Origin of the sequence: Ammoniphilus oxalaticus, from assembly GCF_003609605.1 — a bacterium.
Lineage (GTDB): Bacteria > Bacillota > Bacilli > Aneurinibacillales > RAOX-1 > Ammoniphilus > Ammoniphilus oxalaticus.
The window spans coordinates 79,051-93,491 of record NZ_MCHY01000013.1; the positions used below are offsets into that span (position 1 = coordinate 79,051).

Below are 14,441 nucleotides of genomic sequence, written 5' to 3' on the forward strand. Positions count from 1 at the left end.
AAGCCATGGAATGAAACACATTCCATGGCTTTAGTCACTTTTTACCAGAAGGATTCCACTATTCATCCGTAGAATACATTGCAGGATGAATTGAAAAAGGAGTTTTGGGTCAAATGAATATGGATATGAATGAAATTTTTACGATTAACAGTATACCTGTCTTAGAGAACGCATTAGAATCGGTGCAAAGGGGGCTGTACGAATCGCAAGGCAAAGATGAAATGATCGCTTTATTCCAAAAAGATTTCCTGATCCGTGTTCGAATTAAGCAAATTGAAAAGTTTATACATAGTTGACCTATAGCGCCCGCATCGGCGCTATGTTCTTTTGGCGCCTCTTTTCCTTTGCGTTTGCCTTTGCTTTCGCCCTTGCCTAGGAGCTGGCGCTTTCGCTGCTGGTATTTCATCCGTTAGCTGTCCCATATACAGCGATTTCCTTTTGAGCGGCGCGCCCACCGCCTTAGATAATCGGTTGACTCCCCCTAGCTCGCGATTCGTGACAAGGGAGATGACCATCCCTTTTTTGCCCATGCGCCCTGTTCTTCCTGAGCGATGAATATAGGCGCCTGGATCTTCCGGCAAATCATAGTGAATCACATGGGTGACGTCTTGGATATCTAGACCTCTCGCGGCTAAGTCCGTCGTAATCAACAAATCGATTCTTCCTTCGCGAAATTGATTCAAGGTTGTTTCCCGTTCCGTTTTCCAAGCGGAGCCTTGCAGCGTCCCCGCTTTGATGCCTCGATAACCTAACTTTTGGGCTATTTCGTCTAGCTGGATGGAATCATTCACAAAGGCGATATACTTCCCCTCATCCATCCTGACAATCCTTCTGAGCAGGTCGATTTTATCGCGACGATCGCAGACTAAATAGACGTGCTCCACCTGCGATTTTGGCAAATTGGCGCGGCTGACTCGAATTACCTTAGGCTCATCCATCCACTCTTTGCCTAACTTTTCAACCTCCGCCGGAATCGTTGCCGAAAAAAATAGGAGCTGACGATCACGCAACGTTGTTTTAATGATTGCTTGCGACGTCTCAATCAATCTGGGTTGTAACGTCTGATCCGCTTCATCAATGACGATGCTTTTCACATCGTGCATCCGCAATTTCCTCGCTTCAATCAACTCTTTAATCCGCCCCGGTGTGCCAACAATAATCTGAGGACGAGTTCGCAAACGCTCGATTTGTCGCCTCATATCCGCGCCGCCGATTAATGTGATGCTTTCAATCTCCGTTCCCGCGCTGAACGCCTGAACAACTTGTCCAATCTGCATCACTAATTCACGCGTTGGCGCTAAAATAACAACCTGTGGATTGCGGTTATCTTGGTCGATCCGCTCTAACAACGGGATCAGGTAAGCTAACGTTTTACCTGTGCCTGTCGCCGACTCGACAATCACATCTTTTCCTTCAAGAATAAGCGGAATCGCTTCTTCTTGAACAGCGGTGAGTCCGTCAAACCCCGCCTTTTTCCAAGCCTTCTGTATGAACGACTGTAACGTTTGCATCGTTTTCATTATAAATCTCCCTCTAGCTTCTGCTTTAACTGATTCATATTTTGTAAAGAAAGAAGGGCGTGGTCAACAAAGGTTTCGAGATCCTCATTGATCTTTCTTTCAAAATCTAACGTAACTCGATTACGGTAAACACGTGTTCCAAAAATAAAAGTGAGCCGTTGCGTGATTTTCGGGTTGTTTTCCCAAATTTCTTGCATTGTTTCCTGAATGCGCGGACACAATTGGTCAGGGTCCATCGTCTCTATTTCAACGGTCAGCGTCAAACGACATCCTGTAAACCGATCGCCCTTTTCAAGAATTTCGTTCATCAGATCGGTGGAGTCGACCGCCAGTCGAAGCTCTGCCAAACCGCCGTCTTCAACGGCTTGCTCGCGAAACTGCAACATGTAATCCCGCGACATATGGGCAAGATCGACCCGATCCGAGCGATTTGTAACACCGATCATCCCGATTGCGTCCAGATCATAGACGGCCCCTTCGAGCACGACTTTTAAATTATCAAAAATGGTCGGGTCAAACAATGACTTCCCTCCCCGATTTTCGAAAAAGGCCTCCACTATCACGCGGAAGCCTTCTCCTCTGCTTTCGTTATGATTCTGCCAACTTTTGTTCTAGAACAAGGTGCATCGCGTGCGACCAGAGCAACGGACAAGCCGGCGGGCCCCACCTATCCAGCCACGGTTGATAATGGTCTGGAGCTAACAAGCGCGCGGGTGTTTGTTCAGGCAAGTGCCCGCTATCGTTAAATTGCGCTCGGACCCAACTTAAAATCTGTTCGGCCCGCTCTTGATTACCGACCTCCGCGTAATGCCAACCGAGCCAGGCGGTCAATAACACCCATTGCCCACCCCCGTAATAAACATCCTGCGGGTAACGATGGACACCTTGCTCTACGACTAATTTTTGCTCGATTAAGTTCACAGTGTTTTGCATAATGGAATCATGACCATCAGCCAAACGGTATGGAACATGCAACCAAAGCAGACTCGCATCCACTTCATCTTTGCCAACCGTTTTAATATAATGCCCGTTGATCGTTGCCTCCTCTTGCATAAACCGTTTGATCGCGTCCAATGTCCTGCTTATTTTTTCCGAACGGGCAGCATCCATCCACCCTGCTACCGAGCGCAACCCGCCGTATATGGCCGCAATGGTGGAAGGATGGGTATCGTCTCCAAATTCCTCCCAACAATCAAAATTGGGCATCTTCCACAAAGGCATTAAATAGTCAACGATCAGCTCAATCGTCGGTCTCCATTCCTCTAACAACGAAGGATTGTTCCATTTCGTAATATGCTCGGACAAGCCCCATAACCAAGCCCCATATCCATCGAGCTGAAACGTCCCCCATTCCGCGTTAATTTCTTCTCCCTTTACCGTATATCGCGTATGAAGCAACAACGATTGTGGCACTTCCTGACCAGCGACAGCCAACGCAATGACCTGTTCTGCCTTCGCGCGGTATCGTTCGATCGATTCAGCGCACCACCGATAAAATCGCTCCGCCGCTTGTTGTTCGCCTACGCAATCGAGACTATACGCAATAAATGTTCCATCCCGCAACCAACTGTAACGATAATGTTCGAAGGAAGGAGAAGCGACAAAAGCGCCGCTAGCATCCTGATGAGATAGAATTACTTGTTTACTTCTCTCAATATAACTCATTCTGCCTCCTTATAGTCAACGCAGTCACTTCTTTACTACCATTCTATACGCAACATCGACGCAAATTATCGCGGTTGATCCTTAAATAATTGGGTGAATGCATCAGGACCGTTCTCCCCATTTGCGGATAGACTAATTGTAAAGGAGTGTGAACCATGAGCAAAAATCGTGGATATTCCCCTCATAGGCAGCTGCCAGCATGGCAGTACCCGCCCCCAAATATGCCCTCGCCTTATGTCGGACAATGGATAACAGCATCGATCCCAAACATGGGGCCAATTGTCGCCCATGTCGCTGATTTTAACCCCATCAACGGAATGGTCGGTCTGTGGGTTTATCGACCTGGCGGTAGACGGCGCGAATTTATTCAATACCATTATAGTGACCTCACAGGGGTCAACCCTTATTACGGTCCACTTCCGCCCTATCAGCAAGGACCCACACTACCGCAGCCACTCCCGCCACAGCCAACCCCACCTTATCAACAAGGACCGATCATACCGCCCCAACCCCATTCTCCAGTACGTCGTTCTTGCAGACACTATCGTTCAAGATCGCAGCAACTGGCCTGCTATATGGGACTGATTCCACCTATTTAAATTGGAAAAACAGACAGGGGGACCTCTCTTTTCTTCAATTGAGGACCCTCCCCCTCTATATTCTATTTAGATCGACCTGAATTAGTTTCTTAATCGCTTTTCCAATTCCGCCTTCTCCTCTTCAAAACCTGGTTTTCCAAGTAAAGCGAACATATTTCTTTTGTACGCTTCAACACCCGGTTGATCGAAAGGATTTACACCCAATAAATAGCCGCTCAAACCACATGCTTTTTCAAAAAAGTAAACCATCTCACCAAAAGTATAGGGCTTGATCTCATCCAAACGTACAATGAGGTTTGGCGCGCCGCCATCGATATGAGCGAGGAGCGTTCCTTCAAAAGCCTTCTTATTAACTTCATCTATTGTTTTTCCGACTAGAAAATTCAATCCATCCGTATCATCAGGATCGGCTTCGATTGTAATCTGCTCCTTCGGCTTTTCAACTTGGAGCACCGTCTCAATCAAATTTCGTCTTCCTTCTTGCACATATTGACCCATCGAATGTAAATCCGTCGTAAAACTCATGGAAGCGGGGAACAGTCCTTTGTTGTTCTTGCCTTCACTTTCACCGAACAATTGCTTCCACCATTCCGCTACATAATGCAGGGCAGGTTCATAATTGACTAGGATTTCTGTCGTTTTTCCCTTTTGATACAGTACATTTCGAATCGCGGCATACTGATAACATTCATTTTCGGCCAAATTTGGGTTATTATACGACTGATAAGCGTTGGCTGCTCCCGCAATCATTTCATCAACATTTATACCGCTGACCGCAATTGGCAGCAATCCCACAGCCGTTAATACGGAATACCTTCCACCAACATCATCAGGAATAACGAATGTTTCATAGCCTTCCTCATCCGCTAATGTCTTCAGCGCCCCTTTTGCGCGATCTGTCGTGGCATAAATGCGCTTTCTCGCTTCTTCCTTACCATATTTCTTTTCCATATAATTTCGAAAGAGTCGAAAAGCAACGGCGGGCTCGGTCGTTGTCCCCGATTTTGAAATGACATTCACCGAGATATCTTTGCCATCCAGCAGCTCAAACAGGTGTGTAAGATAGGTAGAACTCATGTTTTGACCCGCAAAATAGATTTGTGGCGTGTTCGTTGTCGTTTGGTTGTAAAAACTATGGTTCAACATTTCAATCGCCGCTCGCGCGCCCAAATAGGATCCGCCAATTCCGATAACGACGAGAGCTTGCGAATTTCCTTGAATGCGCTGGGCCGCCTGTTTAATACGGGATAGTTCCTCCTGATCAATACGCGTCGGTAGATCAACCCACCCTAAAAAATCACTGCCAACTCCCGTTCCCTCATGGAGCATCCGATGAGCTTCATGCGCAAATGGAGTTAATTGGTAAATTTCTTCCTCTGTAACAAATGAAAGCGCGTTAGAATAGTCAAAATGAATAGCCACTCTTATCATTTACCTCCCAAGGGTTGCTTATAAATCTTAATTACTAGGTTCCATCATACCATAAAATGGATATCCCTACCTAGTCCTTTGTAAGCAACGCTTCTAATCATGCCTAACGGCAGCTGGCCAAGGGTCACGAGTAATGCGGAAGTAATATCCTTCGTGACTGCCGTTCCAATATCTCAAAATGCAGCGCGGTCGAAAGAAAACCACATAAATCATAAACAGCAATACAATAATGACAGATATATTAAAAACCATAGCAACCCCTTCTGATCCACCATTATCACATATTCTCTTAGTTTTCCAACCAATTATACATAGATGTATAGATTCTCTTTGGTGGACCAATTTGATATGATGATGAATGATAAAAAAAAGGGGGATTCTAAATTTGAAATCGTTACTGACCTCACTGTTTGCGCTTGTTCTCCTTCTAACAGGTTGCGTAAATCAGGACAAGCCCCCCGCGGATGAGATCGTATGGGAAGAGAGCCCGACCTTTCAGTCAAATGGCGTCGTCATGAGAGGAATTCCTGATCGGTTAGCGATCATCGATACGCCGTTAAAAGCGGGCGAAGAACAAGATTTCTCATGGCACTTTTGGGGTCACCTAGATGAGGTTACAGGAAAATTAACCGTAATGGCAGAACAACAAGATGTGAAAAAGACCGTTGTCCTTATTCAAAAAGTCTATATATTACCCGCAGCGCCGAGTAACGGAGCCGATAATCATTTCCCATCCATGTTATCGTTACCTTCGCCAGGGCTATGGAAAATAAGTGTTTACATAAAGGATCGTTACTTTGATAGTATTTTCGTCGAAGTTAACTAAACATGGGAAAGAGAGGATCCAAATGAGGTCCTCTCTTTCCCGTGCGTAAATCCGATTATAATGCTTCTAAATAAACTGCTTGCGCGTCTACATCCTGATTTTCTCGAATAAATTTGCTTAATTTTGCAGCCACATCTCTTGGATTGCATCCCCTTGCATGCATAGCCGTTTTCATCACTCCAGGATTGACCACATGAGCGCGAATTCCGTATTTTCTTTCTTCTTCGTTCAAAGTGTAAGTGAATGCCTCGAGAGCCGCTTTTGTCGCGCTATACGCGCCATATCCCGAAGCCCCTGTCCGCGCTAAACTGGACGTAAAATTTACAATCTGTCCTCTCCCCTGCCTCCGAAAAATAGGCAAACATTCCTTACTAACGAGGAATGCGTTCGTTAAGCTGTTCTGGAAATGGTACTCCCATGCTGACAGACTGGTTTCCACGATCGAATGATTAATAAAGACCGCCGCGCAATTAATTAACACGTCCACTCGTCCAAACGTATCGACAGCTGTTTGCACAAGTTGTTTAGCGCCCATCTCGTGTGATACATCGAGGGATAGGGTAACTACCTGATCCCTATAGTCGGACAAACTATCTTTTAACTCTTCGATTTTCGATTGCCTTCTTCCACAGACGGCTAATCGCGCTCCTTCGTTAGCGAGTTGAAGAGTCAGTTCTTTTCCTAGGCCCGTTCCCGCGCCTGTTATAATGACGACTGGTTGTGAAGTAGTCATTTTCACTCACTCCTCTCCTCATTCCTGAAGTGTATTTTAGGGGAATAGTTTCAATTATATTAATTTTCTGTCAGATTATCAACCTTTTTTTGTAAATTGGGCTTTTAGCCCTGATGTTTAGGTAGTTGCACACAGATTCTTGTCCCTTCATTCAAACGAGAGTTTACTTCAATCGTCCCTTTGTGCTGGTCCACGATTCGTTTTGCAATCGAAAGCCCAAGTCCAGTCCCGCCCGTTTTGCGGCTTCTCGCTTGATCCACACGATAAAACCGTTCAAACAAATAGGGCAAGTCCTGTTCCCGAATACCAATCCCATAGTCCTGAATGGTAAATCGAACCTGATCTGCCCTTTCTTCGATGAAAATCTCCACTTTTTGTTCACTATACTTCAGGGCGTTGTCGAGTAAGATAATCAACAATTGTTTCATCTTTTCCACATCAGCGACCAGCCAAATTTCTGTCTGATCCGTGTCCACTTCAATCACTCTGCCATACGTTTGTTGGAGTGAACTCGTAATCCCTTGAACTAATGGGAGGAAGGAAAACGTTTCAGAGTGTAGCGGCGCCTCTTGACCCTCCGCTAAGGTTAACAACGATTTCACAAGCCCCTTTAAACGGATCGACTCCGAGTAGATGGCTTCTACCGCCTCTTCTCTCACCGCTGGATCATTTCTCGCCCAACGCTTTAATAAGCTGGCGTAACTTTCAATAATCGTTAACGGCGTTCTGAGTTCATGGGAGGCATCAGCTATAAATTGGTGTTGACGATGAAAGTTTTTTTCTAACTTGCCGATCATTTTATTAAAGATCAGACCCAATTTATCCAATTCATCTGGTTGCATCGAATGACTGCCTAAATCTAATTTCTGAAAACTGCCGCTTTGTTCAATTTCTTGCATCGTGTCCGCTAAGCGATTGACAGGTCTAAAAACAAGCTTCGTATAGAAGTAACTGCCAATAAACGAGAGGATGACAGCGATCCCCGAGGCAATCAGCAAGCCCTTTACGAGAATGGATCCATAATAATCAAGTGAAACCAATTGCTTTGCAATTTCGAGTGTACCAACGACCTCTTGCCCGTTATAGATCGGTACGCGAACGATAATGCTGCGGTGACCATCTGCTTCAACAATATCCGATTGGGCGCGCGTTGTGAATTTTCCATTGATTTTTAACAGCTCTTTATTGGAGTAAACTACGTTGCGAATATGTCCATCATGACCGATGATCCGTAACATCTCGTTGTAGATGAGAGATTCTTTCAGCACCGACGGATCATCCCAATCCGTCGTATCGTGAAGCTTCTCTTTTTGCAAAATAGAATCCGCCTTATTTAGCAGCAACTGGATCTCACTTTGCGTCGTAATTTTTTCGAAATACGTGTAAATAAACGAATTTAGGAAAATAAGCAATAACAACAACCATAACGTTGAAAGCAAGGTTAACCGAATTTTTACACTCATTGATTTGAATCCTGTAAAACATAGCCTACGCCGCGAACCGTATGAATTAATTTAGGTTCAAAATCGCGATCTATTTTCTGGCGCAAATAGCGAATGTACACATCTACTGTGTTGGTGTCTCCGATAAATTCATATCCCCACACGTCAGATAAAATCTGCTCCCTGGACATGACCGTTCCTTTGTTTTGAAGCAGAAAATAAAGGAGTTCGTATTCTTTCGTCGTAAGTTCGATCGATTGTTGATCACGCGTCACGATTCTTGTTTGGCTATCCAGTGTTAGATTGGAAATATGCAGCGTCGGAGACGTCTTTAATTCCACTATTTTGGTTTGGCGCAAGAGCCCCCTGATTCTCGCCAATAATTCCTCGATAGAAAAGGGTTTAGTTACATAATCATTGGCGCCATAATCGAGTCCGCTTACTTTGTCCGGGATCGAATCCCGCGCCGTAAGCAATATAATCGGAACCGTCGAGTCTACTTGTCTGATTCTGCGTAATATTTCTAACCCATTTAATTGCGGCAGCATAATATCTAGCAAAATTAAATCCCACTTTTCTGACTTGGCGACTTTCCAACCTTCCCGCCCATCTGCGACATGGTGGACTTCATATCCTTCATGACCGAGTTCAAGCATTAAGACGCGGGCAATCTTTTCTTCATCTTCAATAATGAGTACTCTTTCCTTCGCGTTCGCGATCCGTCCCCCCCCCCACCAAGCGCGCTATCCCTTACGATTTATACCCAAGTCCCTATTTTTTAAACAAAAAAAAGATGGCTTTCAAACCAAACATCATGCTTGATTTGATAAACCATCTTTTTCATCGCAAGGGCGCTGCTCATAAGCTTACAGCCGTGTACACTTCTTGATTCCATTTGGAAAGAACCGTTGATAAACTCAGATTCGCTCTGTAGAGCATTGGCTTTCTGCCTGTTTTGTTTGTTCTAACCGCATTTCGTTCTTCAATCACTAAATTAGCATGTTCCAACGTTTTCAAATGATCCCTCATCACATTGGGATGGATTGAAAACACTCCTGCTAGTTCTTGACAATTAAAAGTCTCTTGAGATTCCACTAAATATCGGTAAATACGATTTCTCGTATCATCTTGAAGGGAGCGAAAGATCGGCAATAATAAATCCATCGTCATTTGCATTCATCCTTTCTCGGTGAAACAAATTGTAATGTATTAACTCTTAATACAATGTTAACATTACAATTTTCTGTCCACTATGACATAAGTCACACAAAGAATGACGAAACGGTGAAAACGACGATAGATATTACTTCTGAGTGGCTTCCTGCTCCACTTGGCTCACCACTTCGGTCACATCCTGACGGGTTAGCTTCTCATGACCGTCTTCAATCGCCTGAAGCGTCGCGTGAGCAAGCATCAATGGGATTTTGCAGAATGTTTGAATTTCGCCCGCTTCTAAACGATTCGAATAGGTGTCAGCAACCGCAAGATTTCGTTTAGCGTAAGCAAACATCTCTTCATAATCCCAACCTTCGGGGAAATAATCTACCCCACGATCCAAATCTTCTTGTCGATTGCGAATAATATTAACAGCTTGCAATCCCCGACCAAAGGCAACCGCCTGGTCCCGATCTGTCTCAGTTCCATCGTACCATTGCCACAAGTCAGATAATAAAATTCCGACTAGCCCCGCAACATAATACGTATACTGATCTAGATCGAACTCAGTCTGAACTTCCCAATTTTTATCTACCCAGTCTGCCATCCCACTTGCCATCACGGCCGTAGATTTCAAGACACTGGGGGCCGCAGCTAAAGGAATTAATTGGACCCAATCCGCTAACCTTAAAGTCACTTCGGCTAATTGAGCTTGATAGGGTTCAAACAAGCGGGGAAAGTCCGGTTTTTTTTGTTGAGAAGAAGTTAACATCTCACTAACACTTCTTAATAAATCCATCTTTACTTCAGCTGAAAGCTGCGGGTGATCTTCGATTTCATCGATCGCTCTCATACACAGATAAGCAGCGGCAACAGCTCCCTGCAATTTTCCGGATAGACGACTGATCGGAATAAAAAATGTTCTACTCGTGCGTAGAAGCATGTCCATCGCGTCATCATGTAATTTATTATGGTCAGTCATGATCGACGATCCCCCTGTTCACTTCATTTCCGTATGTAAGGCTGTTCAAGATTATAGCATATAAATGACATTTAACCAAAGCCATCCCTGTTGACAAATTTCTCGTTTATGTTTAAATATTACAAACAAGTAACGAAACATTGTTGCTTGTAACAAAAGTTGTCGATATCCGCGTCGAGTCTAACTATCTTTTGTTAAAATTGTAATTGTTTCATTGGGCACAATAAATAGGTAACCAAAACTTTTAGTGAAGGAGTCGATTTTTTTATGACACTAACAGAAATGCTAAACAAGCAAGTCGCAAACTGGGGTGTGCTTTACATTAAATTCCACAACTTTCACTGGTATGTAAAGGGGGAGCAATTTTTCACTTTGCATACAAAATTTGAAGAGTTTTACACAGAAGCCGCCACGCACCTTGATGAATTAGCGGAACGGTTGCTAGCCCTTGGCGGAAAACCTGTAGCAACTATGAGTGGATTCCAAGAAGAATCTTCTGTAAGAGATGCGGCAGGTATTGAAACAGCAGAAGAAATGGTGCAAGAAACAGTTAGAGACTTCACCCAAATCATTGGCGAATTGAAGCAAGGCATGGAACTTGCCGAATCGGTTAACGATGAAATCACTGGCGACATGCTGTTAGCCATTCACTCGTCGCTAGAAAAGCATGTTTGGATGTTAAACGCTTTCCTAGGAAAGTAATGCTCATTTATAAACGAAAGCAGTCGGAGAACTCCTCCGGCTGCTTTTTCAATTGACAAATCACCTGCTTTCAGATCAAAATTAGCATATAAACACCATTGTAAACTTTGAATTAGTAATAAAAAGAGGATTTTCAGTTATTCCGCCGAAATATCTTAGTTAGTTATGTTAGAAGGGAGCTGGGTTCGTGCAAGGTTCAATAGGAACAACCACCTACATGGCGGTGGCTTGTCAAAAATGTAAATCGGAGCAAGTGGAGATGAATAAAAGAGGCTTCAGCTTGCCTACAATGTTCAGAACATTAGGAAACATGATTGGTCTTATGTTATTTTTACTTGTATTTTATTATATCGGGATTAAAACAGATATCTTAGTCGTAAAGACGATTGATGGCGACTTGGACGATGCGCCAGCAGCGGCAACAATGGCGATTATTAAAGGTATTGGCATTCTCGCTCTGCCGCTTAGCGCCCTGCTAGGCTTCCTTGGCAGCAGTCGATTAATCAAAGCTTGCAAAGCTTGTGGATTTAAGGCAATGGTCCCAAAAGCAAAATAAAAAAAAGTAGACCGATTGAATACGACGGTCTACTTTTTTTATTAAAACATACGCCCAATACGATCTTCATAAACTCTGAACACACACTCTAACATAAAAATAGCGTCGAGTCTTTCATCGATCGGCGCGTCAATTTTATTAATTTCTTCCTCCATTGAAACGCGAGCTTCTCTAATTGCGTTTAGGGTATTATACTGGCTGAAAAATCCTTCGAAATAATGTTCATCTAACATATCGATCGTAAGTTCCAATGTAGTACCTCCTGATTTGCGCTAATGCGGTCATTATATCGTTTATTCGACATTTAGTATAGCTAATTGTTTATGAACTCATATGTCGGAACATGGTAGCTGTAACTTTTGTAAATATCGTTAAGCCGTCGGTTAATCGTTTCCTTACTGAATTTTCTTTCTCTTTGCCCTTCGGCCCACTCTTTCATTTCTTCGTATTCTGGATCATTCTCATCCGCCATGATGTCCAAGTAGTACTGGAAACCCCCTTCTCCACCGACGTCTTCAGGAGGTCTTTCCCCTATCCCTTCTACAAAGGTCGCTTGAAAGAGATTTGATTTCACCACTTTTTCAAATGTGACGGTATGCTCCCACGAATCGCCAAAGTCGTACACATAAAGAAGCCCGCTATACTCAGGTAAGATCTCTTCTAAAGCGACAAATCGTTCGTAACAAATTTCCGTTCTTTCAAAATCTACAAAGTCCATCATTTCCGGATTATCATCCATCATAATTCTGAGCTTCTTCTCCACTGGTCTACTGACAAAATACTCATGCATGTGAGAGTTCTGCCAATCGAATACAGTTTGGATAATATTATGTAGATGTTGAAACGAATAAGTTGACGGAACGAGCACCCTTCTCCAAATCTCGTGATTCCCAATAGTAAGTTGAATCTTCAATTGATACAGATCCACATCAAAAATTTCCTGGTTCTCTCCGAACAATTCACGAAAACGAGCGATGGTTTTTTCAATGGGGTAGAATCCTTCATTTTTCCCGGCCATTTGGATCATTCTACCTGTGATCATACTAATATACTTTTGCGCGCTCACATCTTTGTCTATATATTCCCACATCACTTCTACCTCTTGAACCGAGCGATTTAATCTGGCTACCAAACTTCTATTCGCTGTCTTTGAAAATGAGAGTTCGCCAGCTTTTTCAAAATAGGCGTCAATGACTTCCTGGCTAATCCCTTCCGTTCGAAATACCCCAGTAATGGTTTCACGAATCAGCTGGCTTATTTCAGAAAGCGAAGGATCACGATGACTGGGGAGACAGATAACGGCTGGAAACTTTGTTTCATTGTTCATCAAAACAATCGTTCTTTCGTTGTCGTCATCTATAATCATGTTAGCATGCCAAGCCATAAAACTTTGCGGAAACGCCTCATACCCTTCTGCGGGAGCGAGCTCGCTTACTTTGATGCCTAGTTGATTAAGCAAGGCTCTTGTACATTGAATAATCATATTTTCACCTCGTCATCCATTTTATTCAGATTACGTTAGGTCATCATGACGAATAACAAACCATTTTATATCACACTAGTGATTTCCTCTTCTTCCATTATACCCTCTTGAGACTGTTTCAAGTGGCGCATCGTCCTCCACAGGTGATAAGCAATGCGATCAATCCAATGGATCGTGTGGACAATTTGAATCGCATCATCAATGTCCGTCTGACTAAGAACCGTTGTTTCAATAATGACTTTCCGATTTTTACGTCTCATCTCGGCCATTTCATGCGCATTTTTTTCCGCCTGTTCCACTAACTCGATAAAGCCCTCGTTCGATAAACGGTCAAACTCCTTAAACACATTTTCCGTTCTCGCGACTAGGTTATTTATTTCTTTATTTAATTTACAAAAAGAAGCCGAGCTTGATTCTTCTAACGCCCTTAACAACCGAGCCAGATGATCAATCACGTGAATAAGCGAAACCTGTCTTTCATAGTCTTGGTTCGTCGCTGCTAATGACTTGTTATTTGTTTGGGATAAAAATGTTCTTACTTCCGCTAATGCGTGACTGGCCTCTTCCAACTTCCCCATCATTTTCGTTGACATTTGCTTCGTCATAAATAACTCCGCGCCAACCGCGGCAATCACTTTTGTCACTTCGATTAACGTTCTTCTCACCGCTTCAAGGGCTACTTGTAAAATCGTGGCTACACTCGGATCTAAAAATTGGGTCAGTGTATCGCTTCGACCGGGAACAAGCCGCTCAAGCAATTGCGTAAATCTCGGTAACAAAGGCAATATGACCAACACCCCAACAACGTAAATCAATGTATTAAAAACGGTTAACACTATCGCCAAATCTTGACTTTGAAATAAATTCAACAACCAAAAAATAAGCAAACGCATCAACGGCAAACATAGAAAAGCAATCATCCCGCAAAAAAGATTGAATAAAATATGAGCCATCGCCGTTCTCTTGGCAGGGACCGCCCCTCCGATTGAAGCAATGAAAGCTTTTACTGTTGTACCTACGTTCTGTCCAATCACAAGCGCCGCTGCCTGCTCAAAAGATAGGGCCTGCGCTGTCAACGCCGATAATGTAATCACGATTGCCGCGCTGGAAGATTGCATGATGATCGTCATCACAATGCCGACAAAAACGAAAACCAGCATATGTAAATACGACGTACCGCCTAATGTATCCAAATGGAATTTTCCGTCATCCCTGACATGCCTGTTTGTAAAATTCACCTTTTCACTCGATTCATAACCATAGTAAGCGTATTAATAGTTTTTATTCGACATGAGCTTCCGTTTTCCTTTATATCAATAACGAGCATAAAAAAGACGTGACATCGAT

Annotated in this window: 17 protein-coding genes; 5 read left to right on the forward strand and 12 right to left on the reverse strand. The window is 43.5% G+C overall.

What is annotated here, in order from left to right; translation table 11 throughout:
- The first annotated feature begins 113 nt into the window (after window positions 1-113).
- Window positions 114-296, forward strand: coding sequence for a hypothetical protein (locus BEP19_RS16845; RefSeq protein ID WP_120191113.1), 183 nt, complete (start codon window positions 114-116; stop codon window positions 294-296).
- A 21-nt stretch (window positions 297-317) separates the two neighbouring features.
- On the opposite strand, the gene BEP19_RS16850 is transcribed toward BEP19_RS16845, so the two are convergent.
- The 3 genes from BEP19_RS16850 to BEP19_RS16860 all read right to left on the reverse strand — a co-directional run bounded on the left by BEP19_RS16850 (window position 318) and on the right by BEP19_RS16860 (window position 3,185).
- Window positions 318-1,511 (reverse strand): DEAD/DEAH box helicase, encoded by a 1,194-nt coding sequence (locus BEP19_RS16850; RefSeq protein ID WP_425452801.1) that lies wholly within the window; start codon window positions 1,509-1,511, stop codon window positions 318-320.
- An 8-nt stretch (window positions 1,512-1,519) separates the two neighbouring features.
- The gene (locus BEP19_RS16855; protein WP_147393818.1) at window positions 1,520-2,041 is read right to left on the reverse strand and encodes a hypothetical protein; all 522 of its coding nucleotides are present in this window, start codon (window positions 2,039-2,041) and stop codon (window positions 1,520-1,522) included.
- A gap of 67 nt (window positions 2,042-2,108) precedes the next feature.
- The gene (locus BEP19_RS16860; protein ID WP_120191116.1) at window positions 2,109-3,185 is read right to left on the reverse strand and encodes a glycoside hydrolase family 15 protein; all 1,077 of its coding nucleotides are present in this window, start codon (window positions 3,183-3,185) and stop codon (window positions 2,109-2,111) included.
- Between the two features lie 155 nt (window positions 3,186-3,340).
- On the opposite strand from BEP19_RS16860, the gene BEP19_RS17420 reads away from it, so the two are divergent.
- Entirely contained in the window at window positions 3,341-3,784 is a 444-nt protein-coding gene (locus BEP19_RS17420) for a hypothetical protein (protein WP_147393819.1), read from the forward strand.
- 81 nt (window positions 3,785-3,865) lie between these two features.
- On the opposite strand, the gene BEP19_RS16865 is transcribed toward BEP19_RS17420, so the two are convergent.
- Window positions 3,866-5,206 (reverse strand): glucose-6-phosphate isomerase, encoded by a 1,341-nt coding sequence (locus tag BEP19_RS16865; RefSeq protein WP_211329381.1) that lies wholly within the window; start codon window positions 5,204-5,206, stop codon window positions 3,866-3,868.
- 394 nt (window positions 5,207-5,600) lie between these two features.
- Between BEP19_RS16865 and BEP19_RS16870 the strand changes: the two genes are divergently transcribed.
- Window positions 5,601-6,041, forward strand: a complete 441-nt coding sequence (locus BEP19_RS16870; protein WP_170145419.1) for a DUF4871 domain-containing protein — start codon at window positions 5,601-5,603, stop codon at window positions 6,039-6,041.
- 55 nt (window positions 6,042-6,096) lie between these two features.
- Here the strand turns inward: BEP19_RS16870 and BEP19_RS16875 are convergent, their stop codons facing one another.
- The 5 genes from BEP19_RS16875 to BEP19_RS16895 all read right to left on the reverse strand — a co-directional run bounded on the left by BEP19_RS16875 (window position 6,097) and on the right by BEP19_RS16895 (window position 10,353).
- Complete coding sequence (locus BEP19_RS16875) at window positions 6,097-6,774, reverse strand: SDR family NAD(P)-dependent oxidoreductase (protein ID WP_120191118.1); 678 nt, start codon at window positions 6,772-6,774, stop codon at window positions 6,097-6,099.
- Between the two features lie 104 nt (window positions 6,775-6,878).
- Window positions 6,879-8,237 (reverse strand): sensor histidine kinase, encoded by a 1,359-nt coding sequence (locus BEP19_RS16880; protein ID WP_120191119.1) that lies wholly within the window; start codon window positions 8,235-8,237, stop codon window positions 6,879-6,881.
- Window positions 8,234-8,872 (reverse strand): response regulator transcription factor, encoded by a 639-nt coding sequence (locus BEP19_RS16885; protein WP_120191120.1) that lies wholly within the window; start codon window positions 8,870-8,872, stop codon window positions 8,234-8,236. The genes BEP19_RS16880 and BEP19_RS16885 overlap by 4 nt, the downstream gene beginning before the upstream one ends.
- Window positions 8,873-9,074: 202 nt before the next feature.
- Entirely contained in the window at window positions 9,075-9,386 is a 312-nt protein-coding gene (locus tag BEP19_RS16890) for a helix-turn-helix domain-containing protein (RefSeq protein ID WP_170145420.1), read from the reverse strand.
- Window positions 9,387-9,519: 133 nt separating this feature from the next.
- A complete protein-coding gene (locus tag BEP19_RS16895) occupies window positions 9,520-10,353 on the reverse strand; it encodes a squalene/phytoene synthase family protein (RefSeq protein WP_120191122.1) in 834 nt (277 codons plus the stop codon).
- A gap of 267 nt (window positions 10,354-10,620) precedes the next feature.
- Between BEP19_RS16895 and BEP19_RS16900 the strand changes: the two genes are divergently transcribed.
- Window positions 10,621-11,055: a Dps family protein gene (locus tag BEP19_RS16900; RefSeq protein WP_120191123.1), complete on the forward strand. Its 435-nt coding sequence runs from the start codon at window positions 10,621-10,623 to the stop codon at window positions 11,053-11,055.
- A 187-nt stretch (window positions 11,056-11,242) separates the two neighbouring features.
- Window positions 11,243-11,611 (forward strand): hypothetical protein, encoded by a 369-nt coding sequence (locus tag BEP19_RS16905; protein ID WP_120191124.1) that lies wholly within the window; start codon window positions 11,243-11,245, stop codon window positions 11,609-11,611.
- 41 nt (window positions 11,612-11,652) lie between these two features.
- Here BEP19_RS16905 and BEP19_RS16910 read toward each other — a convergent pair whose 3' ends face one another.
- The 3 genes from BEP19_RS16910 to BEP19_RS16920 form a co-directional block, all read right to left on the reverse strand.
- Complete coding sequence (locus BEP19_RS16910) at window positions 11,653-11,862, reverse strand: hypothetical protein (RefSeq protein WP_120191125.1); 210 nt, start codon at window positions 11,860-11,862, stop codon at window positions 11,653-11,655.
- Between the two features lie 62 nt (window positions 11,863-11,924).
- Window positions 11,925-13,094, reverse strand: a complete 1,170-nt coding sequence (locus tag BEP19_RS16915; protein WP_120191126.1) for a plasmid pRiA4b ORF-3 family protein — start codon at window positions 13,092-13,094, stop codon at window positions 11,925-11,927.
- Window positions 13,095-13,159: 65 nt separating this feature from the next.
- Complete coding sequence (locus tag BEP19_RS16920) at window positions 13,160-14,332, reverse strand: Na/Pi symporter (protein WP_147393820.1); 1,173 nt, start codon at window positions 14,330-14,332, stop codon at window positions 13,160-13,162.
- Window positions 14,333-14,441: the final 109 nt, after the last annotated feature.

Coding starts and splice junctions, on each gene's coding strand:
- BEP19_RS16845 (WP_120191113.1), top strand. CDS start 114: ATGAATATGGATATGAATGAAATTTTTACGATTAACAGTATACCTGTC.
- BEP19_RS16850 (WP_425452801.1), bottom strand. CDS start 1,511: ATGCAAACGTTACAGTCGTTCATACAGAAGGCTTGGAAAAAGGCGGGG.
- BEP19_RS16860 (WP_120191116.1), bottom strand. CDS start 3,185: ATGAGTTATATTGAGAGAAGTAAACAAGTAATTCTATCTCATCAGGAT.
- BEP19_RS17420 (WP_147393819.1), top strand. CDS start 3,341: ATGAGCAAAAATCGTGGATATTCCCCTCATAGGCAGCTGCCAGCATGG.
- BEP19_RS16875 (WP_120191118.1), bottom strand. CDS start 6,774: ATGACTACTTCACAACCAGTCGTCATTATAACAGGCGCGGGAACGGGC.
- BEP19_RS16880 (WP_120191119.1), bottom strand. CDS start 8,237: ATGAGTGTAAAAATTCGGTTAACCTTGCTTTCAACGTTATGGTTGTTG.
- BEP19_RS16885 (WP_120191120.1), bottom strand. CDS start 8,872: ATGCTTGAACTCGGTCATGAAGGATATGAAGTCCACCATGTCGCAGAT.
- BEP19_RS16890 (WP_170145420.1), bottom strand. CDS start 9,386: ATGACGATGGATTTATTATTGCCGATCTTTCGCTCCCTTCAAGATGAT.
- BEP19_RS16895 (WP_120191122.1), bottom strand. CDS start 10,353: ATGACTGACCATAATAAATTACATGATGACGCGATGGACATGCTTCTA.
- BEP19_RS16900 (WP_120191123.1), top strand. CDS start 10,621: ATGACACTAACAGAAATGCTAAACAAGCAAGTCGCAAACTGGGGTGTG.
- BEP19_RS16915 (WP_120191126.1), bottom strand. CDS start 13,094: ATGATTATTCAATGTACAAGAGCCTTGCTTAATCAACTAGGCATCAAA.